This window comes from Nocardia sp. NPDC059229, assembly GCF_042754165.1.
Lineage (GTDB): Bacteria > Actinomycetota > Actinomycetes > Mycobacteriales > Mycobacteriaceae > Nocardia.
The window spans coordinates 54,931-80,792 of record NZ_JBHZAK010000012.1 but is presented as its reverse complement, the minus strand read 5'-3'; the positions used below and the strand labels follow the sequence as shown (position 1 = coordinate 80,792).

The window sequence follows — 25,862 nt, the reverse complement described above, 5'->3', positions numbered from 1 at the left end:
GTCCGCCAAGTCCAACCGGTTACCGGCCGACGGCCATCAGAGCCTGCCATATGTAGGTTTTTCTCAGCGAATGCAGGTAATGTCTGCCGCGGCCGCTGGGCTGACGGCCGCAGTCTGTACAGACATCAGATACCGACCGTTCACGGAGGGACAGTTAGTGCCGAGCAATGAACAGCGACGCGCTGCGGCGAAGCGGAAGCTGGAGCGTCAACTGGAGAATCGGGCCCAGCGGGCGCGTAAGCGCAAGCAACTCACCATCGCGGCCTCGGCCCTGGGTGTTGTGGTCGCGGTCGCGGCCGGTGTCGGCATCTACTTCCTCACCAAGGGCGATGACAACAGCACCAGCGCCAAGGCCTCGGAGACTCCGGACGCCTCGCTGACCGCCGCTCCCCCGCCGGCCGCCAAGGCCAAGCCGGCCTCGGTCAGCTGTGAGTACCGTCCGTCGCAGAAGCCGGCCGACAAGCCGGTGAATCCGCCGAGCACGGCCAATATCTCCACCGCCGGTGATGTCAAGGCGACCATGGACACCAGCCAGGGTCCGATCTCCATGACCCTGACCCCGAGTGAATCCCCCTGCACGGTCAACAGTTTCGAGAGCCTGGCCAAGCAGAAGTTCTTCGACAACACCAGCTGCCATCGCATCACCACGGGCAAGGGCCTGGAGGTGCTGCAGTGCGGCGACCCGACCGGCAGCGGAATGGGCGGTCCCGGTTACGAGTTCGACAATGAGTACCCGACCGACCAGTACGACCCGAATGATCAAGCCGCCCAGTACCCGGTCGCCTACAAGCGCGGCGTGCTCGCCATGGCCAATGCCGGGCCGGGCACCAATGGCAGCCAGTTCTTCCTGGTCTACGGCGACTCCCAGCTGCCGCCGCAGTACACCATCTTCGGCACGGTCGACGACGCCGGTCTCGCCACCCTCGACAAGATCGCCAAGGCGGGTGTCCAGGGCGGCGGCCAGGACGGCAAGCCGGCCGCGGACGTGAACATCCAATCGGTCCAAATCAACTGACCAGCATGGTTTTTCGGGCCCGGCGCTTCCCGCGCCGGGCCCGATTCTTTTCCGGCGAAGGTCTCGGGAAGGTCCCGTTGAACCTCTTGCGTAAGGCTTCCCTAACCAAAGAAAATCCTGACTTTTCCACGACGTGCCGGAATTGTGCGATATATGCTGGATCGCGACGCGCGCGTACGGTGGATTCGGAGTTTTCGCTGGTAATCTCGTAGAACGGAGTACCAAGGCGTAGTAAAGCCCACCGGGCAATCCCCACCGGGCCGCTGCGACGTCTCACGGGCTCCGGGTGTCCACGTTTGCAGGCGGGATATGGCTACGCGCAACCACCGTTCGTGTGGCGATGTCCGTGACGAAGCACCACAATCATCCATAGTGATCTAACTGCAGCATCGGGGAGCAGGCAATGGCCGAGGAACTCGACGACATCGGCCGCGAAACAGCGGCGATGATGAGGCAAATGTTGCAGCTCGCGACACTTGTCGCGCTGCGCACCCGGGAACGTGGCCAGAAGGAAGCGGAAGCACGCGTCAGGGTCACCGAGGCCCGCCAGAAGGAGGGCCGCGAGCGTCGGCTGCGTGAGGCGGCGGATGCCAAGGCACGTGATCCGCGTAACCGCGAACTCTCGCGAATCTTGGAGCGCCCGACGCGTGAACGGGGCGTATCTCTCGAAAAAGATCGATTCTCCGCGCAGGCGGAGGCATCTCGAATGGCCGCGCAGCAAGCCAACCGCGGCTCCGTGCGATACGACTCGGTGGAGCGGCGAACCGCTCTGGCGCAACACCTTTCGCGCATGGGCATCTCGCCCGAACTGCAATCGGTGCGGCTGCTGATGGAGGTCGGACAGGCCCAGTCGGCACAGGACGCCGTGCGGCTCCGGGAGCAGGAGGCAGCGCAGCGGCGGGTGCGGGAGCAGGAAGCGCACGAGCGGGAGCGCGAACGCGCTCGCTCGCGTGAGCGAGTCTGAGCAGCAATAATTTCGAACCGTGGCGGATCGCAACCCGATCCGCCACTTTCCGTTTCGGCGCCGGCACCATACCGGCGCCCACGGTTCATCTCAGAGCGGGAACTCCCCCATCGTGGGATTGCTGAACAAGCCCTGCTGAGGGGACTTCAACGGCAGCGGCGTGAGCATGTCCTTGTGGCCGTTACGCACACTGCAGTACTTGAACGGGCCCTTGGGATCGAACAGTTTCGCCATGTGCGGGTCGGCGTGGTCGAGGAACCAGATGCTCAGCCCCGTCTTGCCGTCGTGGCGGAAGTGCTCCCACGCCCGCCACATGGCATCCAGTCGCGCGACCGCCTCGGCGTGCTTCCACCATTCGGGGCACCACACGGTGTCGCTGATATCGGTCACCTGCCGGCGGTACACGAGGCTGAGGTAGTTCTCCACGAACTCGACCACGCTCGCGTAGACCATGGGTGTTGACTCTTCGCTCACAGCGGTCGAACCTCCTTGGGCGCCGAAACATCCGGCAGTGTCTCTTTGATCAGGGCGGGACTGATCAGATCGGAAATCTCGGTCTTGCGCGTCGGTGACGGGTCGTGGGCTTCGATCGACCGCTCGACCGCGGCGGCGTCGGGGCCCTCCCACCACGGCACCGTGCGCAGCAGCACGGCCGGTGTGCCCGAGGCGAACAGGATGGCGCGGCCACGCGGCAGGGTCGCCAGGGCATGGGCGTTGAAGGTCCGCGACGAGCTCAGGGAGCGCGAATAACTCTTGCCGCCCTTCGATTCCGACACCGACTGCGAGATGCTGTCGTAGTCGCCGATGGCCTCGGAGCGCTGCTGCAGGAAGGTCATGTCGTCGATGCCGCTGCCGATGACCTTGATGTTCGCGGCGCCCCAGAGCGCCTCCATGCCATCGGGTCCCCAGCAGCGCGCGCCCTGCGCCCAGGACTGCAGCACCGTCATCACCACGATGCCGCGAGAACCGAAGTGGCTGTACTGCTTCGGCAGATCCTTCCAGCGCACGACATTGGCGGCCTCGTCGAGTGCGGCCAGCAGCGGCACCGGCAGTCGCCCGCCCGGCGACCGTGACGCCTCGCGGGAGGCCACGTCGATGACCGCCGCGGTCAGGGCGCTCACCAGCGGCGCCGCCGAACCCCGGCCCTCCAGCGACAGGCAGTAGAGGGTGCCGTTGCGCTCGAGGAATTCCAGTTCGTCGAAGGCCGACCGGCCGCCGTTGGGGATGATCCACGGCTGGATGTGCGGGAACTTCAGGCACCTGATCATCGCCTTCGCGCCACCGAAGATGCCGTCGCGCGTGCGGATGTCGAGGTTGTACTGGCCGGCGAGACCCTCGGCCATGTAGTGCTTGGAGTGCGCGCGCAGGATCTCGATGGGGGTGGTGTCCATCGGGTTGTTCACCCATTCCCAGGCGCGCAGGATATTGCTGCCCTCGAAACCCGCGGCCAGGAACAGTGCCGCGAGCAGATCCTCGGCCTCGGGGTCGAAGTACGAGTCCGCGCCCTGGCCGGCCGAGGGACTACCCTCCGCGTCGGAGAAATGACCCGCCAGGCTGACCGCCCGTACCTCGCAGCCGGGCCGGTGTACGTCGACCCACGCCAGCGGATCCCAGTACCAGCCGGGTTCCTGCTGTGTCTGCAGGTCGTGCGAATCCGGGGCCACGCCTTGCGGATCGAAGACGAAGATCTGACTGCCCTTGCCCGCCCGCACATCCCGGGTGGCGTCGACGACGTCACGCTTGTTGGAGGTGACGACCACCGGGCCGATGGCGGCGAGCACGGCCGGGATCACCCGGGAGGTGGTCTTGCCCTGCCGCGGGCCCCAGATGTCGACCTGCAGATCCTCGTAGGAGCCGTACATCATTTCGCCGTCGGCGACCGACATGCCGATCGGGATGCCCGGAACCAGCATGTCCCCGGGCCGCATCAGCGAACCCGGAATGAGCATGTCCCCGGTGAGGTGCTTGTGCAGCGGCACACCGATCTGGCCGGCCTTCTCGCGGACACCGGACAGCGTGAGCGCCTTGATGGCCCCGCCGGTGCCCATGTGATCGGCCTTGTCGTCGATCGCCAGTCGGCCCTTCTTGGCGTTCAGCTCGCGGCGGCGCCGGTACAGCACCCAGCCCAGCGTCCCCCCGAAGACGAGCAGGATGATCACGGTGGCGGCGGCCGGCCAGCGCAGCTCGCCCTCGAGCAGGTTGACCACGATGGCGATCGGGTTGATCGGCACGTGCTGGCGCGGCGAGCTCAGCAGGTTGCCCAATTGCACTGCCAGCCACACGGTTCCGAAGATGTAGAAACCCGCGTAGACGAGGTGCAGGACACGATCGGGACCCGGGTCGGCCGGGTCCGCAATCGGTTTCTTCGCCATCTCTAACCTCCTGGGATGACCTGTGAGTCGTTACCGCTCAACGGAATTCGTCCAGCAACCAGCCACCGGCAGGTCCACGCACGACGGTGGCGACGACCGTGGCCGGGGGTAGCGATTCCCGCCTGCCGTCCGGATAGACGACCGTCTGCTCGATGCCGATCTTGTACTGCTGCCGGTTCGAGTCGGCGCCGGCGGGAGCCTTCTCACCGGAGGCGAACGCGAACGCCTCGACGTGAGCGCCCGCCTTGGCCCAGCCGGCCCAGCGCAGTGACGGTCTCGGGGTTTCCACGCCGGTGGACGGGTTGTCCAGTGTACGGATCAGGCTGGGTCCCAGCCATTTCCGGGCCCGGCGCAGCGCATCGCCCTCGGACTCGGTGGCCGGGTACCAGGTGTAGATCTGCTCCAGCGCGGTCACCGCGACACCGTCGGGCGTGGTCGGGTCGGGGGCGGGGGCATCCTCCAGCAACCGGGTGGTGGACGTGGGCGGTTGCCCGGCAGACGGATTCGAGCCGCCGCCGGTCGAGCTGCCGCCGCCGCATGCGGTGGCCAGCACTGCGACGCTCACTACCAGCATCACCACCCCAATCGCGGGACGCATGCCTGCGCTCGCACCGTGCACACCAGTGCTCGCGCTCACCGGCCCGCGCCGGCGGCGCAGCACCGGACCACCCTTCCAGGCTAGTCGCTGAGCGGTATATGCGGGCCATGCCAGCGGGTTTCCCGAGTCGGCGTGTTCGTTCTCGCGGCAGCGGCTCATGTGCCGCGCTTGGCGTCGTGGAGGGTTTCCACCAGCGTGCGGTTCATTTCGGCGGCGGCCGCGAGCTGCTGCTGCAGCAGAGCCACCTTGCGGCGCAACGCGATCGCATCCATGCGTTCCAGGCCGGGGCTCTCGGCGGCACGCACCCAGTTGCGCACCGAATTGGTGTGCACGCCGATCTGTTCGGCGACCACCCGGCAGGCCTCGGATTCCGAGCGTAGTTTGCCGGTGAGGGCGATGACCTGTTCGACGGCGGCCTGCCGGACCTCCGGCGACACTCTTCGATACGACCGGTGCGGCATCATGCGGCGCTCCCCTCGTCCGAGCCGCGGCTCGCGGTGGTCTCGGTGAATTCGCTGAAACGCTGGTTGGTGTCGTGGATTCCGCTCTCCCGTTCCGAGAGCGTGAACTCCATGTGGAACGGGATGCCGGGCCGGCGGTCCTCGCCGATCTTGAGCAGGAACTTACCGGTGCCGGGCGCGGGCGGGCGCTGCTGGCCCGGTTTGAGCGCCTCACCGGTGAGCGCCTGCGGCGCGGACCAGCTGGTCACCATCTCCTCCTCGGCGGCGGTGAACGGCACGGTGGAATCCAGACGCGCGATCTCCTCGGCCGGGAGCGCACCGAAGATCTTGGCGCGGGCGCGTTCCAGGAAGCCGAGGGCCTTGGCGATGGCCGCCTCGGAGCCCAGGGACTGCAGGTCCTTGATGGTGTGGCTGATCATGATGAGCGAGGTGGCGATGCCGCGCTGCAGACGGGTGAGCTCGTCGACGCGGTCGACCATGAAGTCGCCCAGGCCCAGCACCTGCCACAGCTCGTCCATCACCACCTGGAAGTAGCGCTGCGGGCCCAGATCCGCGTCGGCCAGCACATGCGCGGCCTCGACGGAGGCGAAACCGTCGGCCCAGCAGGCCAGCATGACCGCGGCCTTGAGTTTCTTGTCGCCGTTGGGGATATGGGAGACGTCGATGCAGACGGCGGTGGCGGTGGTGTCGATCGGAGTGGTGGTGTGGCCGTTGAAGACCGCGCCGAACGGGCCCTGGGTGAGAGCGCGCAGGGAGCGGCGCAGGCCCTTGATGGCCTCCTGGTATTCGTCCGGATTGTCCGCGCCCGCATCGAGTTGCAGTTCGTCGCCACCCGCCACGACCACATCGAGCAGGTCCTCGATGATCGGCGGGTGGTCCGGTGTGAACGCGCTGCCCTCGCGATACAGGATGCGCAGCGCGGTGGAGATGAGGGTCTCCTCGAAGTCGCGCACGCGCGCACCGCGCACCAGTTCCACCAGACCGGCCACCAAAGTGACCTGGCGGGCCCGCATCTCCTGTATGACCTGGGTCTGCAGTTCGGGGAACTCGCCCAGCATCGGCACGATCGAACCCAGCACACCGGCGGCGAGCGGATTGAGCTTGCCGTGCCCGTAACCCAGGTCGATCACCTGGCCGCCGACCAGTTCCACCAGCTTGCGGTAGTCGGGCTTGACGTCGGCCAGGATCAGCGGGGTGATGCCCTGCGCGACGCCGCCCAGCACGATGCGGCGCACCAGCGAAGACTTGCCGAAACCATTGAGGCCCAGCACGAACAGGCTGGGCGCGGTGATGAAGCTGCCGCGCATGAACCAGTTCATCGGGTCGAAGCAGACCGGTGCGCCGGTGTGCAGGTGTGAGCCCAGCGGCGTACCGATGAGCGGCGCACCCGCGCCGACCGACCACGGCCACAGGCCCGCGACCTGCGCGGTGGTGGCGCGGTACTCGACCGGGCGGCCGACCACGTTCATTCGCCCGCCGCCCGCGCCGATGTAGCCGCGATCGGTGAGTTGTGCTGTGGTGCGGTCGAATTCGTCGAAGCTGCCGTACTCCATGCGCTCGGCGCGCGCCGCGAAGTTCCGCCGGCGCAAATCGTCGGTGTGCAGGCGGAAGGTGGCCCACGCCGCCCTGATGCCATTGCCCTCACGCGCGGTGACCTCGAGCTTGGCCCGCATGGTGTCGTCGAGCAGCTTGGGACCGGACTGCTTCTTCTTGGCCGCGGCCCTGCGCGCCGCCGCGCGCTTGGCCGCCGCGTCGCGCTCGGCCTGGTCGGCGACCTTGTCCCGCTTGTCCTTACGGGCGCCGCGGCCACGCTCCTCGGTGCCGGTCCGCTCGGACCGCCCGTCGCGCGCGGGCCGGTTGCGCACCGGCCGCTCCCCCGCCTCGCCCTCCGGCCGCGCCGCACGGGTACGGCCGGGCACGCCGGCCCGTCCGCCCAGGTGCACCCGATCCGCGTCCGTGGACCGCCCGCGACCCTCGGAGCCATTGCCGCGCCGGGCATCCCGCTCCGGGTCGGCACGGCGCTCACGCCCGCCTTCGGCCGCACGCCGCTCACGCCCGGATTCACCGTCACTGCGCCGCTCACGTCCGGGTTCGCCGTCTGCGCGCGGTCGTTCGCGCCGCCGTTCACCGGGCTCCCCGCGGCGCACCGCACCCGCCTCGGGTGTGGTCTCGCGACTCCGCTTGCGCTCCATGCGATCCCCCTCGGTCCGTTCCGGCCCGCGCGCCCGTGACCGAGCCTCGCCCTCACGCACACCGCCGGACCGCGCCACCGCGCCACTCCGGCCGGATCCCTTGTCCAGCACGCGCTCCGACCGCTCGGTGCCGCCGGGACGCCCGGCCGATCCCGCCGTGGGCTCCCCCAGCACATCGGCCGCGGCCCGCAGTGCATCCCCCGAATCGGCCTCCGCGCGTACCGCCAGCTCTCGCCCGGTCGCCGGGACCTCCGCGACCTCGGCGGCGGCGACACCCTGGGCCGTGCCCGATTCGCCTGTGCCACCGGTGGGTTCGAGGGCGGGCACCGCCGGAAGCCGCCGCCGGGCCGCCTTCTTCACCGGCTCCGCGCCGCTGTCCGCTCCGGGAACTCCGATCGGCTCGGCCACCGTCTCGCTGAGCCGCGGCATCGTGCCGACCTCGACCGGCTCCCGGCTCGTGATCTGCGCGTGCGTCCCGGCCCGCTCGGGCTCGGCCTCGGGCATCGGGACCGGGGCGCCGCGCTCCTCCACCGGCCGCTCGCCGACCGGCGGTTCCGGCTGCGCCATCGCCTCCGGATCATGCTGGGGTGCAGCGGGATCCGTGATGATCTCCTGCTCGGCGCGCACCGCTTCACCCTCGTGCTCGCCCATAACCTCGGCCGGCCGATCCTGGTCGGGCGGCTCGATGGGGTCGCGGCGGAGCATGCGGCGGTCCGGGAGGGTGCCGCGCCGGGGGCGGTGCTCGTCGCGCATGACGCGGGAGGACGGGGGCGGGTACGGGTCCGGCTCGTCGTGGGGGTCGACGGGATCCGGGTCGCGGCGGGAGCCGCGCCGGGTGGGCGGCGCGGCGTCGCGTTCGCGGACCGAGGGGTCGAAGTCACGTGGCATGGGTTACCCCGCAAGCGCTTTCGGAATGGTGGCGTGTTCGGGGAGGATCACCCCGCAGCCGAGCGAGGCCGCGAACGCCGCCGCCTGGTAGCGGTAGCAGCGGCGGATCTTGAGGCGGGCCTGGGTGGACAGGTCGCGGGTGATGGCCTCGATGCGCGGCAGGTCGCCGCGCAGGGGTTCGGTAATGGTGACCAGGGCGCCGAAGCGGGTGACGCCGTGCCCGCGGGCCTGCTCCTCGCGGGCCTGCTGGGTGGCGCCGACACGCAGGGTGGCGGCGGCGGACACGACGCCGCGCTCGGATTGCTGTGCCACCAGGGCGTTCTTGTAGTCGTCGTCCACGATCTGGGCGGCGTCGCCGGCCGAGTGCGGGCGGTAGACGATGGTGATGCGCTTGCGCGGCACCTCCGGATTCGGCGCGAGCAGCCGCTGCAGCACCCGCTCGTCGACCGCGCCCTCGGGGGCGGTGTCCATCTCCCAGGTGACCGAGCGGCCGCCGTCGTGGATGAAGTGGTCCCAGCGCTCCTCGTGCGAGACCGGGCCCGCGTCGGCCCAATCCAGGCCGTGCCCACCGGGTTCGCCCGCGGCCACCTCGAGATCGGCCTGGGCGGCCGGGTCGTAGCTGCGGCGGATGAACGAGATGATCTCCTCGGCGGCCATGGGCTGGGCGCGAACGCCGGCCTCCGCCAGGGCCGCACAGATGCCGGGCAGGCGGCGGCCGATCTCGACCGCCTCCTCCGCCGGATTCTTGCGGCGCTCCGCGGTGGTCGCCTTGAAGGTGATGGCGACCCGGGGCAGCAGCTGCACCCGCTCCTGCGGCAGTTCGGTGGCCAGCTCGTACATGACCTGCTGCGCGAGATCGGGGGCCTCGGGCCGGGTGATGGTGGAAACCTCGGTGAGCAAACGGTTTCCGGTCTCGGGCACGGTGTCGATGACCGGCACCACGGCCACGATGTCGGAGGTCTGGCCCAGCGAGGCCAGGAACGTGCCCCAGGCGCCCACCCAGCGGTCGATGACCGGCTGGTCGACGGCCTCGTGGCCCTGCGGCCAAGCGCGCAGAACGACTGTGTACTGGGCGAATTGCGGCAGGTGGATCATGCCGAAGCTGTAGCCGCCGGCGTCGATGCCCTCGTAGAGCCGCGACGGGGCCATCAGCCCGGGCAGGCGGGTGACGCCGCCCGGGATCCGGGAGAACCGCCCGCCCCGGTACACGTGCTCGCCCTTGGACCGGCCGCGCAACCAATGGAACATCATCAATCCGTTCTCGTAGCCGGAGCGGCCCGCCGTCCGCCACACCAGTGGAACCATCACGACCGTGCCGATGCCCGCCACCACGGCGGCCGGTTTCGGCCCGGCCGCCAGCGCCGTCAGCAGCGCGGTGATGACGACGGCGAAACCGACCACGGTCTCACCCCAGCGCAGGCCGAAAAGACCGGCGCTGCGGGGCTTCTGCCACAGTCCGTACGAGCGGCGCTCGTAGGTCTCGGTCATCGTCATCGCGGGATGGTGCTCCTGCCGAGGTCGGGTGAACGGTTGGCCCAGCGGTCACCGGCCAGGTCGCCCGCGGTGGACTCGGCTTTGCTCAGCGAGGCGGTCGCCGCGCGCGCCTGTGCGACCCGGTTGGCGACGCGGGACGCGCCTGACGGTACTGCGCCGCCACCGCCTTGGGCGGCAGGACTCGCGGCGGGCGCACCGCCGCCACCACCCGCCGGGCGTGGCGGGGGTGTCGGGCGTGGCGCGCCGCCGGGACCGCCGCCCCCGGGACCGGGACGGGGACGCCCGCCGCGACCGGGTCCGACGAATCCAGCGGCGCCGGGTCCGGCGGCACCGCGCGGGGCCACCGCGCGCGAACCGACCGCACCGAGCGCGGCGATGCCGACCAGGGTGCCGGTGGTGGCGGCCAGACCCGAACCGCCGGAACCGACGATGGCGACCGCCGGGGTCACCAGGCGCATGAGCGCCGGCAGCACGAACGCGACCGTGCACAGCAGCACGATGGCGACCAGCATGCGCTGGGCCTCGTCGGCGTCGGGCAGGTTCACGGTGCCGGTCAGATCGTCGGTATTGCCCGCGGTGGTGAACGCGATCATGTACACGATCGCCGCCACCGGCTTGTAGAGCATGAACGCGATGATCCAGCCCAGCAGCTTCGAGTACGAGGTGCGCCCGATCTGGGTGCCCGACGCAGCCGCGGCCAGCGGCAGCACGCCCGCGGCCACCACCAGCAGACCCTGGCGGACGATGGCGAGCACGATCTGGGCCAGCGCCCCGAGCAGGCCGACGATCGCGATGATCAGCACCAGACCCGGCGAGAACGCCTGCAGCTTCGAGGTTTTCACCATCAGCTCGGCGACGTTCTTGGCATTGCCGTTGGTGGAGTCGTTGATGATCCACTCGGAGAACTTGTCCGAGGCCTGGGTGGCCGCCACGATCACCGCACCCAGCATCCAGGAACTGAACACCACGCGCGCGAACATCCAGAACGATTCGGTGGCCTCACTGACCGCGGCTCCTCGTCTGGCCTGAGCCAGTTTCAGCCCGGACAGGATCACCGACGCCATCAAGAACAGAATCTGGACTTGATAGGTGTAGTCGTTGATCTTCGTGAAGAGCGCCCCCGCATCACTGACGCGTTCGTTCGGGATCTTCATCCAGAACGTCAACGCCAGCATCAACGCCTCGCCCAGACCGTTCATCAGCGAGTCCACCACCTTGCCGAAGGTGGAGTCCCACGCCTTGTCGCGCACGGTGGCGGCGGCGTCGGTCGGGTGGGTCGCGACATTGCCCGCCTTGCACGCGGCCGAGGCCGCGTCGCCCAGCGAGATGCCGGGCACGCCCAGCCCGTCGAGGGAATCGTGTAATTCGTTGCAGGCCTGGTCGAAACCGTACGTCTGGCCATAGGCCACAGTCGGGGTTGCGATCATGACGGTGAAGACGACCGCAAGGATCGTGACTAGCCGCCTCAGCATGTGGTCCACCTCTCGATGGGTCGCGATGCCATATCTGTTGTTGTCACCATCTGGTCCACCCCGCAAGCGAATCGACGTATTCGGTTTGCGCGGTCTTGGAAGTCGAAGGTTTGAGCCGCCAGTCGCCGGCGTCCCAGACCATGATCAGGCGCACCGCCGCCCACAGCTGCCGGTTGTCGACCACCGGCCCGCGCGCGGCCAGCCGCACGATGGCCATGTCGTCGGCGTAGTTCTCGATCTGGAAACCGTCGGGGGCCACCAGATAGCGAGTCACCTTCTCGGGCTGCTGTTTCGGCAGCCGTTGATCGGCGAGCGCCTGGTCGTAGGCGGTGAGCTGTTCCGCGGCCACCCGCACCTGCCGGACATAGAGCTCCCGGTCGGCCGGGCGGGCATTGAGCCGGTAGGTGATCTGGGCCGCGGCCAGCGCCGCGCCCTGCGGGGTGTGCGAATAGCCGACGGCCAGGCCGTTTTCCAGGCGTGCCGGACCGTCGGAGGTGGAGAAGGGCACGGACGCGCCGTAGACCCGCTGCCAGCCGTGGGGATCGGTGGTCCCCAGCGGGGCGGCGGTGAGCCAGTCGGCGTCGGTGGCCTTGCGCTGCTTGGACGGGTCCTGCGGCAGCGGCTGGCCGGCCGTGTTGTTGGGGACGTCGACGCGGCGGCCGAACAGATCCACCTCGGGCGCGGCGAAACCGGTGGCGCCGGAGTCGGAGGTCGCCGGGACGGTCCCGCCGGGCTTGGCGCTCGGCTTGCTGTCGCCGTGCCCGAAGTAGACCACCAGGCCGGCGATCAGGATGACCGCGACCAGGGCGGCCGAGGCGATGACGCCGAACGAGACGCGGTCGCGCTCGGGCGACTCCTTCTCGCTCATCGTATGGCCTCCGAAGTGTGTGTGCCAGTAGACAATTCAGCTGCCCGTGCCCGTCAGGTCGGCAGCAGGGCCAGCGCGATCCCGCTGGCCGAGGTCGCCATGATCGCGCCCAGCAGGCTCATCACCACCCCGTGCGTCGCGTCGTTGGCGGCCAGGTCGTCGCGGAAGGCATACCAGAGCCGGCCCGCGGCCAGGATCATCCAGGCCAGGCAGAACAGCAGCACACACCACAGCAGCCAGTCGATGAGCTGCATGATCGGCCGGATCACATCCGGCGGCATCTGCTTGTAGGCCAGCACGGCGTCCATCGCTGGCGCAACCAGCGCGGCGGGCATTAGGTGATCACTGCATTCATGATCGTGCCCGCGCTCGTGGCGACGATTCCTCCGATCATGGCCCCTGCCACCATCTTCGGCGACTCCAAACCGCCTCCTGTCCATTTCTCCCAGGCGAACCGGCCACCGGCGTAGGTGATGCCCAGGATTCCCGACAACAGAACGAACCAGGTGAAATACCGAACCAGTTTCAGCAATTTGTCCGACGCGGGCGGTGCCTCGGGGGTCGGATTCCCGACCTGGGCGAGGATCTGGCCGTACGCGTCGTGTACGGCGAGGAGCATGCTCATTGTCTGTCCTTATCCAAAAGCGAACTGCTAGTAACAATCTCGCCGATGCACGGCCCGGCCGTCCAACCGGCGACGACAACTCCTTCTACTGACTGCCCTGCCACCTTCCCTGGGGACCGGGCAGGTCCCCGCAACCGGGAACTCATTCCCGCACAACACAATCCGTCGGCGTCCATGATCACTCCTCCGGGTCCGGGAACTCGGAGCGGGGGGCGTCGAGCGCATCCTGCACGGCGGCCACGATGCCGGCGCCGAGCTCCCGCACGTCGGGCGTAATCTCTTCCAGCGGATCGGATTTGCGCTTGCGCTGCTGCGGCACCGGGTCGCCGGGTGACCACACCGGCAACTCATCGGCCTCGACCAGGGTCCATTCCTCGTGCCACGGCAACTGCCACACCTGACCCGCCAGCGAACCGACGACATCGCGGTAGCGGCGGATCTCGGCGGGCAGCCGGCCCGGCCGCGCGGCCACGGTGATCAGGCCCAGCACCTCACACGGACCGGCCAGCCCGGCGTGGTGCTGGCGCAGCAGATCGTGGGCGCGGGTGAGCCCGGCGATGGTTTCGCGCGCCATCAGCACCACGAACGGGGACTCCCGGTCGAACACGCCCGGCCAGCGCCGATACGAATCCGCCGCCGGTGCAAGCACATGCGAGAGCGTCGTCGCGCCCGTGCCCCCGTGCACGCCGAGCAGCCACACCAGGGGCGCTCGGCCATCGCCGGGTACGGGTCGGTCCCAGATCGGTGCGCGGCGGGATTCCGGCGGCGGCACCACACCGGCCGCCAGAGCGGCCTCGGAGGCGGATCGGCGTTCCTTCATGGCTGCGGTCATGATGCCACTCCAGCAAGCAGGCGGCGATACGCGCGGCGTGTCTCTGCGGCCAGGTTGCTGTGCCGCACCAACTCTCCGCGTGCGAGGTGTGCGTCATAGGGTATCTCGACGATCTCACGGACCCAGCCGTCCAGATGCTCCCGCAAATGCTCAGCGACCCGAGAATCACTGCCCGGCAACTGATGTGACACGACGATGGTGGTGTCGCCGACAATGCCGTCGCCCTGACCCTCACCCTGCCCGCCGAACTGATCGTCGAGCCACTCCAGCGTCACGCGCAAGCGGTTGGCCGCATCCACGCGCGCCGGAATCGACAGCACCAGCGCGATATCGGCGTCCTCGAGCAGCGGGCGCAGATGCCGGCTCGCGATCGGATTGCCGCCGTCGTAAACCGGGGTGTACCCGGTCTCGCCGAGCGCGCGGGCGACGGTCAGGTAGGTGGCGCGCCGGCGCAGCGGGGCGGGATCGCGCCACAGCAGGCCGATGCCGGAGGTGGCGCGGGAGAGACATTCCTTGAGCGGCGCGGCCTCGTCGTCGCCGCGGCCGTAGAGCCAGGCCTGCAGACTGATCGGGCTCAGGTGCTCGTCAGCGCCGCGCAACGCGAGATCACTGCCCGCGAAAGTGCCGTCCACAGCGACGGTTTGGGCGCCAGCGGCGCTCATCTCCCCCGCGATGCCGAGCGTTGTCGTGGTGGTGCCCGCGCCGCCGCAACCACCCACCACCAGAATCGGGCGCGGCGCGGGACCGGCCTCGCCGGAGTCGCCGCGGCGCTTGCGCAAGCGCATCACCGGAGCCTTGGAACGCGCGGCACGGCCCGTCGATTCGCCCTCTTCGGGTTTCTCGTCGAGCCAGCGGCTCCAGTCCTGATCCATTGTCTCCGCTCTCCTCTTATCCGGCCGGAATGCCCGCGGCGGGTCCATGGTCGCCGATGATCGCGGGGGCCGTCATTTCGTTGTACGCCGCCGTGACGGCGATCGGGCCGGAACGGGGTCCCGCCTCGAGTGTGCCGATGGATTGCGCAGTGCCGCCGTGGGAATTCAGCACATATAGAGCAACCCCACCGGCAATGGCTAGCAAAACAATGGCAACGATCAGGAACACGACGGCGAAAAACCGCCGCCCCGTGATGCGCTCGGCCGGCACGGCCGCGCGGTCGGCGACCGCGTCGAGCAGTTGCGAGGCCCTGTCGACCGCTCTCGGGGCGCGCTCGCCGGTCGATACCGCACCGGCTTCGCCACTCCCCGTGGGGAATTCGACGACCGTGTTGCCGCGGTAGCGGAGCGGCGGTGCGTAGGAGGCGCTCTCGCCGGATTCGCTCATCCAGTCCGACCAGGCCCCGTCGAAGTGGTTGCGCCGCAGCACCGATTCGGGCACCGGCGGAATCTCGAGCTCGGGTTCGTCGTGGATGTAGTGCGGGTAGCGGGCCGGGCCCTGCTCGTCGGCGAACGCCGAGTCGGCGTCGGGCCGTCCAGCCGGGGCCTGTGCGTCGAGTTCCAGGGCGGGGTACCAGCGCGACACTTTTTTGTACGACTTCAACATTCCCGCTGCGGGCACGTCGCTCGGCATCGTCTGACCCTCTCGGCGTCGGTCGTGGCTGACGGTGTGTTGTCGTCGGTGATCGTCGGTACTCTGCAGCCCGCCGTCGTCGCGTCGCCACGGGCGGTGCGCACGAAACGGTCCCGATCGGAAATTCTCTCGCATGAACAGGATTCCAACGACTCGACGCGCCGGACGACGCACCGTTCAATCCGCGCGCGCGTGCGAGTAGCAGGGTTCGCGACATCGTGTGAACGCCACGCCGACGGGGCGGTCTTCCCTGTGGACGCAGCAGAATCTACATTAACAAGACCAAGAATTTTGGAGGTTTTGTGAAGACAGCAGACATTGCCGCGGTTGTGACCGGTGGCGCGTCGGGACTCGGACTGGCCACCGTGCGGGAACTGCACGCGGCCGGCGCGAAGGTCGTTATCCTCGATCTTCCCTCGTCCGACGGCAAGGCCATCGCCGAGGAACTCGGTGAGCGCGTGGCGTTCTCGCCCGGTGACGTGACCAGCGAAGCGGATGTGACCGCCGCGCTGGACGCCGCCCAGGAGCTCGGCACGCTGCGAATCGCGGTGAACTGCGCGGGAATCGGCAATGCCATCAAGACGGTCGGCAAGCAGGGCGCGTTCCCGCTGGAGTCCTTCTCCAAGATCATCAACGTTAACCTGATCGGAACGTTCAACGTCATCCGCCTGGCCGCCGAGCGCATCTCGGCGGTCGAGGAGGCCGACGGCGAGCGCGGCGTCATCGTCAACACCGCGTCGGTCGCCGCCTACGACGGCCAGATCGGCCAGGCCGCGTACTCCGCCTCCAAGGGCGGCATCGTGGGCCTGACCCTGCCGGTCGCCCGCGACCTGGCCTCGTACAAGATCCGCGTGATGACCATCGCGCCGGGCCTGTTCCACACCCCGCTGTTCGCGACCCTGCCGCAGCAGGCCATCGACGCCCTCGGCGCGCAGGTGCCGCACCCGTCGCGCCTGGGCGACCCGGCCGAGTACGCGGCGCTGGTCCGCCACATCGTGGAGAACCCGATGCTCAACGGTGAGGTCATCCGCCTCGACGGCGCGATCCGCATGGCCCCGCGGTAATCAGCAGGGCCACGCGGTGATCACCGCGGCGATCACCCGGTGACGGCACCGGCGCGGGCACTCGCCCGCCCGGTGCCGTCACCGTTTCCGCGCAGCGCGAGCAGCTGCCGGGTGTGGCCGGGGATTTCGACATCGATCAGGCCGATGAACAGATTCCGCAGGGGCATGGCCTGATCCAGCAGCAGTGCGCCCGCGGAGAGCAGGCGGGTGGGCACCGGGCTGTCCAGTTCCGCGTCGCTGAGCGCGGGCCCGCCGAAACCGCACAGCATCTCGGCCTGGCGGCGCAGGCGTTCGCGCAGGCCGGGGAAACCGCCCGCGAGATCGACGACACGGTCGATGGTCCAGGTGTCGAGGGCGAGGCGATTGTCGTAGGTGGCGTGCTCCCCCGCCGCCACCGACGACGCGGCGGCCATGGTGGCGGCGGTGACGAGGGAGACGTGGGCCAGGATCCGCTCGGCGTCCCACTCACCCGGCGGAGGCGGCAGCGGCGGGCCCGAATCCGCCACGGCGGCAGCGGCTTCCAGCAGGGTGTCGTAGACCTCGCGCAGCGCGGTGGCGTCGAACATCAGGCGTGGGCCTGCGACATTTCCCAGGGCGCCTGCGGCAGTACGGCGCCGGTCTCCAGCAGCGACTTGAGGTTGGCCAGCACGGCGGGCCAGCCGCTCGAAATGCCCTGCAGCATTTCCTGATTCGGCAGGTTCTCGTGGGTGACGGTGAGCCGGACGATGTCCTGGTGGGACTCGATGAGGAAGGTCACCACCGACGGGGCGCGGTCCGCTCCGATCGAATCCTCGAAGGTCAGGACGAGGCGGTGGGGCTCGTCGACCTCGAGGACCTTGCCGACGACATCGATCTTGTCCGAGCCGTCGACGCGGCGGTGCTCCCATTCCGAACCGGGCTGCCAGTCGGACACATTCGCGTGTCCCCAGTACTGCGCGGTCAGGTCGGCGTCGGTGAGGGCCTTCCACACCTGCTCGGCGCTGGCGTGGATGTAGGTGACGTAGACGTAGTTCGGCACGGTGGCGGTCATGGCGTACTCCTCTGCCTGGTTTTTGACGGCGCGCAGGACATCCAGCCGGGGGCGATCGAAGACGGAGATCCAGCGCTGTTCGATGTCGTGAATCGGGGTCGGATTGATGTAGTGCACCCGTTCGCGACCGCGCCGCAGCACGGTGACGAGGCCGGCCCGCTCCAGGATGTCGAGGTGCTGGGTCACCGACTGGCGGGCCATCTCGACCCGTTCGCACAGTTCGCGCAGGGTCTGGCCATTGTTCTCCCGCAGCCGGTCCAGCAGCAGGCGGCGGGTGGAGTCGGCCAGGGCCTTGAAGACCGCGTCCATCTCGGGTTCGGGTTGCACGGGAAAATTATGCAGGCATTTACCTGCATAAGTCAACGCCCCACCGCAGCGCCCCGCCGGACGGGCGGCCCGGCACCCCCTCTTACGTGGGAATTTCGTTCTCGGACATGACAATCCGCGCATTCACCGTCAAGATGTTCAACGGCCCTCGGCCAGAACTGACATCGTTGTCTCAGCAGCGCCCGGTGTTTCGCGGCGCGGACAGGAGCGCCCGTGGCGACGCCGCAGACCTCGGACCCCGTCTCATCGGTGATCGTGGAGACGATCCGGCCGGCGCGCATCGGGACCAGGCTCGCCCATCCGGTGCTGCGCACCACGGTGCAGCAGTTCCTGCGTGCCGGAGCCTGGGTCGCCGACCTGGGCCCGCGCCCCGCGCACCTGGTGTTCCGGATGACGCGGCTGTCCGAGCAGCCCGCCCGGGTGCTCGGCACCCCGCGCGGCACCCGCCGCGAACCGGTGCGGTTCGAGCACTGCGATGCCGAATGGCTGTGGAGCGCACCGGTTCCCGATCCGCGGGTGGACCGCGACGCCGCGATCCTGTACCTGCACGGCGGTGCGTTCATCGCGGGCGGGCTCAACAGCTACCGCCGCCACACCGCCCGCCTGGCCGCGCTGAGCGAGCTGCCGGTGTTGACCGTCGACTATCGGCAGCTGCCCGACGCCCACCCCAACGAGAGCCTCGACGACGCCCTCACCGCCTACCGGCACCTGCTGGCCGAGGGGTTCCCGCCCGGGAAGATCGTCGTCGCGGGCGATTCCGCGGGCGGCGGACTGGCGCTGCGGCTGGCGCTGACACTGCGCGAGCTGGGTCTGCCGCTGCCGGTGGCACTGTCGGTGACCTCGCCGTGGGCGGATTTCGACTCCGCCGCCCGCCTCGCGCATCCCAATGCCCGCTACGACGCGGTGCTGCCCGCGGTCGGCCCCGAGATGGTGGTACGCCGCGGTATCGCCGTGGACGGCGAGCTGGATCCGAGCTGGTCGGTGGTGAATCACGATTTCACCGGTCTGCCACCGATTCTGTTGCAGGTCGGCTCCCGCGAGATGCTGCTCGCCGACGCGCTGGCGGTGGCGAAACGCGCCGAGGCGGCGGGTGTCCCGCTGCGCCTGCAGGTGCGGCCGAGCGCCCCGCACACCCTCATCCACCTGGGTGCGGACCTGCTCGCGGACGGCCGGGACGCCGCCCGTGACGCGGCCGATTTCCACCGTGCGATGATCGATCCAGGTCGCCTCGGCCGCAGCGCCGCCTGATCCGCACCGGCGGTCCCGACCCTCCGATCCGAGAGGCTCCGATGTCCCAGTCCGCCAATGCTTCTCAGCCCGCGATCCTCGTCACCGGGGCGGCCGCCGGTATCGGCCGCGCCGTCGCCGCGCGGTTCGCCCGGGAGGGCTGGACCGTCGGCCTGTACGACATCGACGCCGACGCGGTCGCCCGCGCCGCCGCCGAGATCGGCGGGCGGACCGTGACGGGGGCCTTCGATGTCACCGACCCGGCGGGCTGGGATCGGGCCCTGAAGGACTTCGACGACGCGACCGGCCGGCTGGACCTGCTGGTCAACAATGCGGGCATTCTGGTCTCCGGGCCTTTCGGCGAGATCCCGGTGGAACGCCAGCATCGTCTCGTGGACGTGAACGTCAAGGGCGTCCTCAACGGCTGTCACGCCGCCCTCCCCTATCTGCGCCGCACCTCCGGCAGCCGGGTCATCAACCTGGCCTCGGCCTCGGCGCTCTACGGTCAGCCCGGCCTGGCGACCTACGGAGCGACCAAGGCCGCGGTGCGCAGCCTGACCGAGGCCCTCGACCTCGAATGGCGGCACTACGGCATCACGGTCAGCGACCTGCTGCCCCTGTTCGTCGCGACCGACATGATGACCGAGGTGAGCCGCGGCTCGAAATCCGCGACCACGCTGGGCGTCCACCTCACCCCCGACGATGTCGCGGAAGCGGTGTGGCACACCGCGATCGGACGCCGCCCGCTGTCGGGCCCGCACGTCCTGGTCGGCCTGCAGACCAAACTCACCGGCCTCGCCATCCGCCTGTCCCCGCCCTTCCTGACCCGGGCGGTGGTGGGCTGGATCAGCAAGGCCGATTCGCTGCGGTAGCGCCTAGCTGCGGTCGCGTCTACCGGATCCGTCGACGATAGGAGCCGAATCGGCTGGTCGCGGGCGTTCAGGGGAATCGATGCCCGACCTTGACCTCGTCGGGCGGGGGCGGCGTGCGCATCACGTGACCGGCAGTGCGTGTGCGATGTCCGCCCCGGGCATGCCCGGCTGCCCGGCGGTCCGAGCAGGTGGCGCGGCGCGCATCGGCCGGGCCGCCACCGCCCTCGCCAGGATCGACGCCAGGCCCAGGTAGCCGCGGAGCGCGGGGATCGAAAGTGCCAGGGAGACTACGGTTTGCGTGGTTCCGGCCGGGAGCGGGCGACCGGCGAATCGATCGGCGATCCAGTTCTGGCACAGGGGCGCGGCCAGCAGTCCCAGGCTGGCGTGACCGCCCAGCACATCGCGCAGATAGCGGACCGAGGTGCCCTCGGCCCGGTAGCGATCGACCAGCCGATCCACATTGCCGCACGGAATGATCAGATCGTGCACGCCCTGCACCGCGAGCACCGGGAACCGCGGCGCTCGCGCGCCCGGTTCGACATCGGCCAGGACGGCCCGCACCTGCGGCAGGGTCCGTAGCGTGGCCAGGGCCGAACCGTCGCGATCCTGGAGCCGGGACCGGCGGCTGCGCAGCAGGAGTGGAATCGTGGCGCTGGTTTCGGCGCGGTCGAGCAGGTCGAGGGACGCGGCGTCGAGGTGCTCGCGCAGGGTGCGGTCCAGCGCCGGGTAGGTGCGGCGCAGTCCGGCCACGCACAGGGCGGCCAGCCCGCCGAAGGCCGAGCCGTTGAGCCGGAAGAAGGTCGATTCGAGGTTCCCCACCGGCGAACCCAGCACCGCGGCAAGGATATTCAGCTCCGGGGCATAGCTCGCCGCGAGCTCGGCGGCCCACACCGTGGCCAGACCGCCGCCCGAGTAGCCCCACAGCGCCACCGGCGAATCACCGGGCCGCGCCAGGAAATTCAGGGTGGCGCGCAGGCCGTCCAGGGTGCGGTGGCCGGGCTCGCGCGGGGCCCCGAACCGCCCCGCGGTCCCGGTGTGGTCGGGCACCGACACCACCCAGCCGCGGGTCAGGGCGTGCTCGATGAGCAGCAGCTCGAACTGCGGAACCGCGCCCAGCGCCCGCGCACCGCGACGGAACGCGTACGACGGCAGGCACTTCGAGGCGACGGCGTCGATGGCGCACTGAAAGGAGACGAGCGGCCGGTCGGCCGCCGGGTCCGCGCCGGAGGGCAGCAGCACCGTGGTGACCGCCGCCTCGGCGCGGCCGTGCAGATCTGTGCTGCGGTACAGCAACTGGGTGGCCGTGACGCGCTGCGGAATCCGGCCCAGCAGTGCGAGTTCCACTGGACGCGAACGCAGGACGGCCCCGGGCGCGACCCGGTCGAGTCCGCGGGGACGCCGGTAGAACGGGTCGTGCTCGGGCAGCGGTGGTTGCGGATGGTCGTCCCGCGGCGGCTGCGGCGCCCCGGTTGGATACGCGATCACGCCAATCCCCTTTCGGCCGACGGTTATCCGGTAGCGGTCCGCGCGCCCGTCTCGGTCCGGGACGCCAGCGCGAACCGCAGTTCGCTGCGGCGGGCGACCGCGAGTTTGCGGTACACCCGCGTCAGGTGCTGCTCCACCGTACTGGTGGTGATGTTCAGGGCCTCGGCGATATCGCGATTGCGTTGACCGAGCGCGGCCAGCTCGGCCACCCGCCGTTCGGCCGGGCTCAAGGCGTCGAAACCGGTGTCTACCAGGGTTTCTCGCGCGGCTGGCACCGGGTCGACCTGCAGGCGGGCCAGCAGCGGTTCGGCCCCGCAGCTCTCGGCCAGCCGCGCCGCCTCCCGCAGCGGGGGCCGGGCCCGGTCCGACTCCCCCAGCGCCCGGTAGGCGTTCCCGAGATCGGCGAGCACCGTGGCCAATTCGAGTTCGTCGCCACCCGAGCGGGCCAGCGCCGCCGAACGGCGCAGCAGCGTCACCCGCCGCAGCGGATCGCTGGTCGCGGCGAGCAGGCGCAGCGACACCCCACCGGTGTGGTGCTGCTCGGCTCCGCCGATCAGGTCCAGGTGCCGGGTGACCAGATTCCGCACCTGCCGCTGCTGCCCGGATACCAGGCCGGCCGCGGCCAGGTCATTGCGCCACGGCGCCAGCCAGGCGAAGTCCATGTCCCACTCGTCCATCAGCCGCCCGCACCGGCGGAAGTGCCGCAGCGCCTCCTCGGGCCGGCCGGTGGCCAGGCAGTGCTCGCCGCAGGCGCGCAGATAGCCCAGCGCGAAACGGGATTCGAACATGGCGCGCGGCATCGGCCGCTCCAGCTGTGCGGCGGCCTCGGCGTGCCTGCCCTGTGCGGTGAGCGCGCGCACCAGCACCGCGACCGCCCGGCCCAGCCACACCCCGAGCTGTTCGGCGGGCAGCAGATTGAGTGCCGCCAGGGCATGTCCGGCCGCCTCGACCGGATTTCCCTTGCGCAGCAGCGTCTCCGCGCGCGCCGAGGCGAACAGCGCCTGCCAGGTCGGGGCGCGGCGCGCGGTGGCCTCGGCCAGCAGGGCGGTACACCAGGCGTCGGCGGCGTCGAGGCGATCGGTGTGCAGCAGGCAGTCGACCGCCGCCACCAGCACCTCGACGGTGGCGGGGGTCAGCCGGTGGTGTGCCAGGATGCGCTGGGCCGCGGCGGCGGTCTCGGCGGGTGAGCGCTGCTCCCACAGTCCCGCCAGCAGTGCGGCGGCCTGCCGGTGGGGTGAGTCACGGTCCGGCGACGGCGATTCCGGGCCGGAGCGGGCGCGGGCCAGCCACGGATGCCGTTGCGCCTGCACCGGATGCGTGTAGCGCAGCCACGCCCCGACGAATTCGAGCCGATCGGCCGCCGCCGCGTCCGTGCTGCGACGCAGCTGGACCAGCGCGTGATCGGCGTGCAGGACATGACCGTGCCACAGCATCTGCAGCACGGTCATGGGCAGCTCCGGATACGGCACCCGCCCGGTGCGCAGGGCCGCCTTGAGCCGGCCGAAATTGCGGGTGCGGCACGACGGGTTGATCCGCCACTCCACCGCCACCAGCCGCGTCGCGATGGCGGCCCGCTCGTCGGCGCGTCTGCTGGCCCGATAGGCCAGCTCCAGATAGGTTCCGGCGCTGTCCAATTCATCGGCGTCGAAGGCGCGGTCGGCGACCTCCAGGAGCACCTGCGCCGCCCACGAGCCGCGGGCGTCGCCCGCCTCGACCAGGTGCCGGGCCACCGTCGCCGCGGGCAGGCCCTCCCGGAACAGCAGTTCGGCCGCCCCGGTGTGCAGGGCGCGCCGATCCTCGTCGGGCAGGTCCCGCAGCACCGGGGCCGCCAGCTCCGGGTGGGGGCGGCACTCCCCCACGATCAGCCCGACCGCCGCCAATTCCGTGACCACCGCACGGGTCTCGTCCAGTTCCGTGTCCAATAGCGCCGCCACCCGGCCCACCCGCGCGGCGGCCCCCAGCACCGCCACCGCGCGCGCGACCCGCAGCCGCTCCGCGTCCGCCGCGCTCACCTGGGTGGTGACCGCCCAGCTCGTCCTGGCGCCGGCCCCCACCGGCATGTCCCCTCGGTCCCGAGCGACCGACCGTGCCATCTGACGTCCCTTTCACCGATCGGGATGCGCCCGACTGACAGGCGTGGCACGGCGAGCTTCGGTGTGCTGGAGCGGCATCATTGCAGCGAGGGCGCGTAGGCGCCCAGGATCAGCCGGGGCACAACGGTTTCGAAATGTACTGCCAAACAGTGTATTTCACATTCGCCTAGGAGGTGGTGACAAGCGCCCCCGGGCGATAGACCAGGGCAGCCGCCGACGTGTCGTCCACCGCGAGGAACACCACCGCGTGCGCCTCGTCGAGCATGCCCTGGGTGGCCGCGTTCAGATACGCGTGCACCGGGCCCGCGGAATACGGGTCGCCGACGAACGGGTCGATCCCGGCGACCGCGGCCGAGGGCACCCCGATCCGATAGGCCACCCGCTCCCGGAAGCCGGGGACGGGGGCCGGGGCCAGCAGCACCGCGCCACCGGTGGCGAAGTCGCTGGGCTGCAGTCCTTCACCCCCCAGGCATTCGCGCAGCGCGGCCTCGGCCAGCGCGAGCGGGTCCCCGGTCTCGGTGCGCACGGTCAGCGCGGTGCGGCCGCCGGTGCCCGCCGCCTCCAGGTCGGCCCACGCGGTCGGGGCGAGCGCGCCCGGGGTCTCGGTGGTGTAGATGCGGCCGAAACCGCCCGCGCTGTCGGAGGAATGCAGCAGGATGGCCGCACCGCTGGCGGCGTAGGGGAAGTCCTCGCGGTCACGCTCGGTGGACGGGTGAGTGTCGCCGGCCACGATGAGCGCGTACTCGACATCGCCGAGACCGGTGAAGCACTGGGCGGCCATGAGCGCGTGCACCACCCCGGTGCCGCCGTTGAGCAGGTCGAAGGAGAACGCGGGCACCCGCCCGGTCGCGTACTCCAGGCCCACCTCGAGGCGCTTCTGGATCAGCGCGGCCACCGCGGGTTCGGCGATATTGCTGTCCCGGAACACCCCGGCGTTGACCACCAGGCCGACCTGGTCGGCGGAGACCTCCGCCGCCGCCAGCGCCTGCGCGCCGGCGCGGGCGGCCAGCTCGAAGTAGCTGCCGGTGTCGGCGTCGGTGCAGACCGCCGCGGAAACGATTGCGGTGCTCATGGATTCAGGCCTCCAGCCGGGAGATGGTCGCGGCGAGGTGCCCGGAGACCACGCCGGACGCCTCGGGGATCAGCAGCACCTTGGAGCCGCGCGGAATCCGGCCCTGCGCCAGATGTTCGCGCAGCACCAGGAAGTGCGAGGTGGACGCGGTATTGCCGTATTCGGCGTAGACATTGAGCGCCTGCGGCATCGGGGTGTCGAAGTGCCGCTCGGTGAGCGAGCTGATGTACTCGATGGCCGGGCCGCTGAACTGGTGGTGGATCCAGTAGTCGTACTTCTCGCTCTCCCAGGCCCGGCCGGTCTCCAGCAGGAAGTCGGCCATGCGCGAAATGCCCTGCAGGAAGCGGGATTCGCTGGCCAGGGCGCGGTTGTCGGTGTACATGGCGATGCCGGTGGTCTTGTCGCTGGGCATGCCGACGCAGTGCTCGGCGCCGGCCGAGGTGGTCATGAGCTCGATGTAGTGGATCTCGTCCGCGTCGTCGCCCTGGTCGTCGACCACCACGGCCACAGCCGCGTCGCCCACGGTCAGGGCGGCGAACTGCGGGTCGTAGGGCTGGGAGATCTCGCGGGTGGCGGTCTCGGCGATGGGGGTGATCTGCTCGCCGCTGACCACCAGGCCGCGGCGCACCACACCGGACTTGATCATGCGGTCCAGCACCAGCACGCCGGTGATCATGCCCGCGCAGGCATTGGACAGGTCGAAGTGCAGGGCCCGGCCCGCGCCGATCGCCGCACCCAGCTGGGCAGCGAAAGACGGTGCGAAGCAGTACTGCCCGGGCGCGGTGAAGCGGGTGATCGACACCGAGATGATGACGTCCAGGTCCGCGGCGTCGTAGCCGGAGCGGGCGAGGCAGTCCTCGATGGCCTGGCGCGCCAGTGCGAACGACGATTCGTAATTCTCCGGATCACTATTGTGCACGCGCCGGTTCTTGATTCCGGTAATTCGTTCCAGGTCCAATGCCCTGGGTACCGAAAGGCTGTTGATCACGTCCTCGGTGGAACGGATGGTCGTGGGTGTGTACGCACCGATCGATTCGAAGCGTGTACGCATGTGGCCCCCTGCTCTCTGGACTGAGTGCGTCCGGTCGAATGTGGCTGCGGCGGCCGCAATTCGGTGTCCCCCGAGCCGGCCCCGCTGATATCCCGTAGCCCCGATGCCAAGTGAAACGCTACCGTACCCACCGGTAGGCGAGAGCCCCACGCGCCCCACCAATCACAGTGCGCTCGAGTGATTTTCGCGGCGTAATCGCTGGAAGGAAGTGGTACGCACGCCGATCGGCGAATGGACGCCGAGTCACCCCGTAGGGGTGGAATAGGGGGTTGCGAAGAACCGGTGTCGGTACCC

Annotated in this window: 24 protein-coding genes; 5 read left to right on the top strand and 19 right to left on the bottom strand. The window is 69.9% G+C overall.

What is annotated here, in order from left to right:
• Positions 1-157 precede the first annotated feature (157 nt).
• Complete coding sequence (locus tag ACFXHE_RS25920) at positions 158-1,015, top strand: peptidylprolyl isomerase (RefSeq protein ID WP_379387005.1); 858 nt, start codon at positions 158-160, stop codon at positions 1,013-1,015.
• A 403-nt stretch (positions 1,016-1,418) separates the two neighbouring features.
• A complete protein-coding gene (locus tag ACFXHE_RS25915) occupies positions 1,419-1,979 on the top strand; it encodes a hypothetical protein (RefSeq protein ID WP_357008160.1) in 561 nt (186 codons plus the stop codon).
• A gap of 90 nt (positions 1,980-2,069) precedes the next feature.
• Here ACFXHE_RS25915 and ACFXHE_RS25910 read toward each other — a convergent pair whose 3' ends face one another.
• From ACFXHE_RS25910 to ACFXHE_RS25850, 13 genes are all read right to left on the bottom strand, one after another.
• Complete coding sequence (locus ACFXHE_RS25910; protein ID WP_354837280.1) at positions 2,070-2,453, bottom strand: DUF4913 domain-containing protein; 384 nt, start codon at positions 2,451-2,453, stop codon at positions 2,070-2,072.
• Complete coding sequence (locus ACFXHE_RS25905; protein ID WP_379387004.1) at positions 2,450-4,351, bottom strand: TraM recognition domain-containing protein; 1,902 nt, start codon at positions 4,349-4,351, stop codon at positions 2,450-2,452. Before ACFXHE_RS25905 ends, ACFXHE_RS25910 begins: the two co-directional genes overlap by 4 nt.
• A 37-nt stretch (positions 4,352-4,388) precedes the next feature.
• Complete coding sequence (locus tag ACFXHE_RS25900) at positions 4,389-4,949, bottom strand: hypothetical protein (RefSeq protein ID WP_379387002.1); 561 nt, start codon at positions 4,947-4,949, stop codon at positions 4,389-4,391.
• Between the two features lie 155 nt (positions 4,950-5,104).
• Positions 5,105-5,386 (bottom strand): transposase, encoded by a 282-nt coding sequence (locus ACFXHE_RS25895; protein ID WP_354837274.1) that lies wholly within the window; start codon positions 5,384-5,386, stop codon positions 5,105-5,107.
• A gap of 23 nt (positions 5,387-5,409) precedes the next feature.
• On the bottom strand, positions 5,410-7,602 hold the full coding sequence (locus tag ACFXHE_RS25890) for a hypothetical protein (protein ID WP_379387243.1): 2,193 nt from the start codon (positions 7,600-7,602) through the stop codon (positions 5,410-5,412).
• Between the two features lie 891 nt (positions 7,603-8,493).
• Positions 8,494-9,984 carry an SCO6880 family protein gene (locus ACFXHE_RS25885; RefSeq protein ID WP_379387001.1) on the bottom strand — a complete coding sequence of 497 codons (1,491 nt, stop codon included), beginning with the start codon at positions 9,982-9,984 and terminating at the stop codon, positions 8,494-8,496.
• Complete coding sequence (locus tag ACFXHE_RS25880) at positions 9,981-11,456, bottom strand: hypothetical protein (protein WP_379386999.1); 1,476 nt, start codon at positions 11,454-11,456, stop codon at positions 9,981-9,983. The genes ACFXHE_RS25885 and ACFXHE_RS25880 overlap by 4 nt, the downstream gene beginning before the upstream one ends.
• A gap of 43 nt (positions 11,457-11,499) precedes the next feature.
• Positions 11,500-12,324 carry a hypothetical protein gene (locus ACFXHE_RS25875; protein WP_379386997.1) on the bottom strand — a complete coding sequence of 275 codons (825 nt, stop codon included), beginning with the start codon at positions 12,322-12,324 and terminating at the stop codon, positions 11,500-11,502.
• Between the two features lie 53 nt (positions 12,325-12,377).
• A complete protein-coding gene (locus tag ACFXHE_RS25870; protein ID WP_379386995.1) occupies positions 12,378-12,659 on the bottom strand; it encodes a hypothetical protein in 282 nt (93 codons plus the stop codon).
• The gene (locus ACFXHE_RS25865; RefSeq protein ID WP_213556317.1) at positions 12,659-12,949 is read right to left on the bottom strand and encodes a hypothetical protein; all 291 of its coding nucleotides are present in this window, start codon (positions 12,947-12,949) and stop codon (positions 12,659-12,661) included. Before ACFXHE_RS25865 ends, ACFXHE_RS25870 begins: the two co-directional genes overlap by 1 nt.
• A 178-nt stretch (positions 12,950-13,127) precedes the next feature.
• Positions 13,128-13,781 (bottom strand): hypothetical protein, encoded by a 654-nt coding sequence (locus tag ACFXHE_RS25860; protein WP_379386994.1) that lies wholly within the window; start codon positions 13,779-13,781, stop codon positions 13,128-13,130.
• The gene (locus tag ACFXHE_RS25855; protein WP_379386993.1) at positions 13,778-14,653 is read right to left on the bottom strand and encodes a MinD/ParA family protein; all 876 of its coding nucleotides are present in this window, start codon (positions 14,651-14,653) and stop codon (positions 13,778-13,780) included. Before ACFXHE_RS25855 ends, ACFXHE_RS25860 begins: the two co-directional genes overlap by 4 nt.
• Before the next feature lie 16 nt (positions 14,654-14,669).
• Positions 14,670-15,347, bottom strand: a complete 678-nt coding sequence (locus ACFXHE_RS25850) for a hypothetical protein (protein WP_379386991.1) — start codon at positions 15,345-15,347, stop codon at positions 14,670-14,672.
• A gap of 302 nt (positions 15,348-15,649) precedes the next feature.
• Here ACFXHE_RS25850 and ACFXHE_RS25845 point away from each other — a divergent pair, with 302 nt between their 5' ends.
• Positions 15,650-16,411: a 3-hydroxyacyl-CoA dehydrogenase gene (locus tag ACFXHE_RS25845; RefSeq protein ID WP_379386989.1), complete on the top strand. Its 762-nt coding sequence runs from the start codon at positions 15,650-15,652 to the stop codon at positions 16,409-16,411.
• A 32-nt stretch (positions 16,412-16,443) separates the two neighbouring features.
• Here ACFXHE_RS25845 and ACFXHE_RS25840 read toward each other — a convergent pair whose 3' ends face one another.
• Entirely contained in the window at positions 16,444-16,977 is a 534-nt protein-coding gene (locus ACFXHE_RS25840) for a hypothetical protein (protein ID WP_379386988.1), read from the bottom strand.
• Entirely contained in the window at positions 16,977-17,750 is a 774-nt protein-coding gene (locus ACFXHE_RS25835) for an ArsR/SmtB family transcription factor (protein ID WP_379387242.1), read from the bottom strand. The genes ACFXHE_RS25840 and ACFXHE_RS25835 overlap by 1 nt, the downstream gene beginning before the upstream one ends.
• A gap of 231 nt (positions 17,751-17,981) precedes the next feature.
• On the opposite strand from ACFXHE_RS25835, the gene ACFXHE_RS25830 reads away from it, so the two are divergent.
• The gene (locus ACFXHE_RS25830; protein WP_379386987.1) at positions 17,982-19,016 is read left to right on the top strand and encodes an alpha/beta hydrolase; all 1,035 of its coding nucleotides are present in this window, start codon (positions 17,982-17,984) and stop codon (positions 19,014-19,016) included.
• Between the two features lie 41 nt (positions 19,017-19,057).
• The gene (locus tag ACFXHE_RS25825) at positions 19,058-19,867 is read left to right on the top strand and encodes an SDR family oxidoreductase (protein ID WP_379386985.1); all 810 of its coding nucleotides are present in this window, start codon (positions 19,058-19,060) and stop codon (positions 19,865-19,867) included.
• 120 nt (positions 19,868-19,987) lie between these two features.
• On the opposite strand, the gene ACFXHE_RS25820 is transcribed toward ACFXHE_RS25825, so the two are convergent.
• The 4 genes from ACFXHE_RS25820 to ACFXHE_RS25805 all read right to left on the bottom strand — a co-directional run bounded on the left by ACFXHE_RS25820 (position 19,988) and on the right by ACFXHE_RS25805 (position 25,568).
• The gene (locus tag ACFXHE_RS25820) at positions 19,988-21,352 is read right to left on the bottom strand and encodes a lipase family protein (protein ID WP_379386983.1); all 1,365 of its coding nucleotides are present in this window, start codon (positions 21,350-21,352) and stop codon (positions 19,988-19,990) included.
• Positions 21,353-21,375: 23 nt separating this feature from the next.
• Positions 21,376-23,412 carry a LuxR C-terminal-related transcriptional regulator gene (locus ACFXHE_RS25815; RefSeq protein ID WP_379386982.1) on the bottom strand — a complete coding sequence of 679 codons (2,037 nt, stop codon included), beginning with the start codon at positions 23,410-23,412 and terminating at the stop codon, positions 21,376-21,378.
• Positions 23,413-23,611: 199 nt separating this feature from the next.
• The gene (locus ACFXHE_RS25810; RefSeq protein WP_379386980.1) at positions 23,612-24,517 is read right to left on the bottom strand and encodes a hypothetical protein; all 906 of its coding nucleotides are present in this window, start codon (positions 24,515-24,517) and stop codon (positions 23,612-23,614) included.
• 4 nt (positions 24,518-24,521) lie between these two features.
• Positions 24,522-25,568 carry a 3-oxoacyl-ACP synthase III family protein gene (locus ACFXHE_RS25805; RefSeq protein ID WP_379386978.1) on the bottom strand — a complete coding sequence of 349 codons (1,047 nt, stop codon included), beginning with the start codon at positions 25,566-25,568 and terminating at the stop codon, positions 24,522-24,524.
• Positions 25,569-25,862 lie beyond the last annotated feature (294 nt).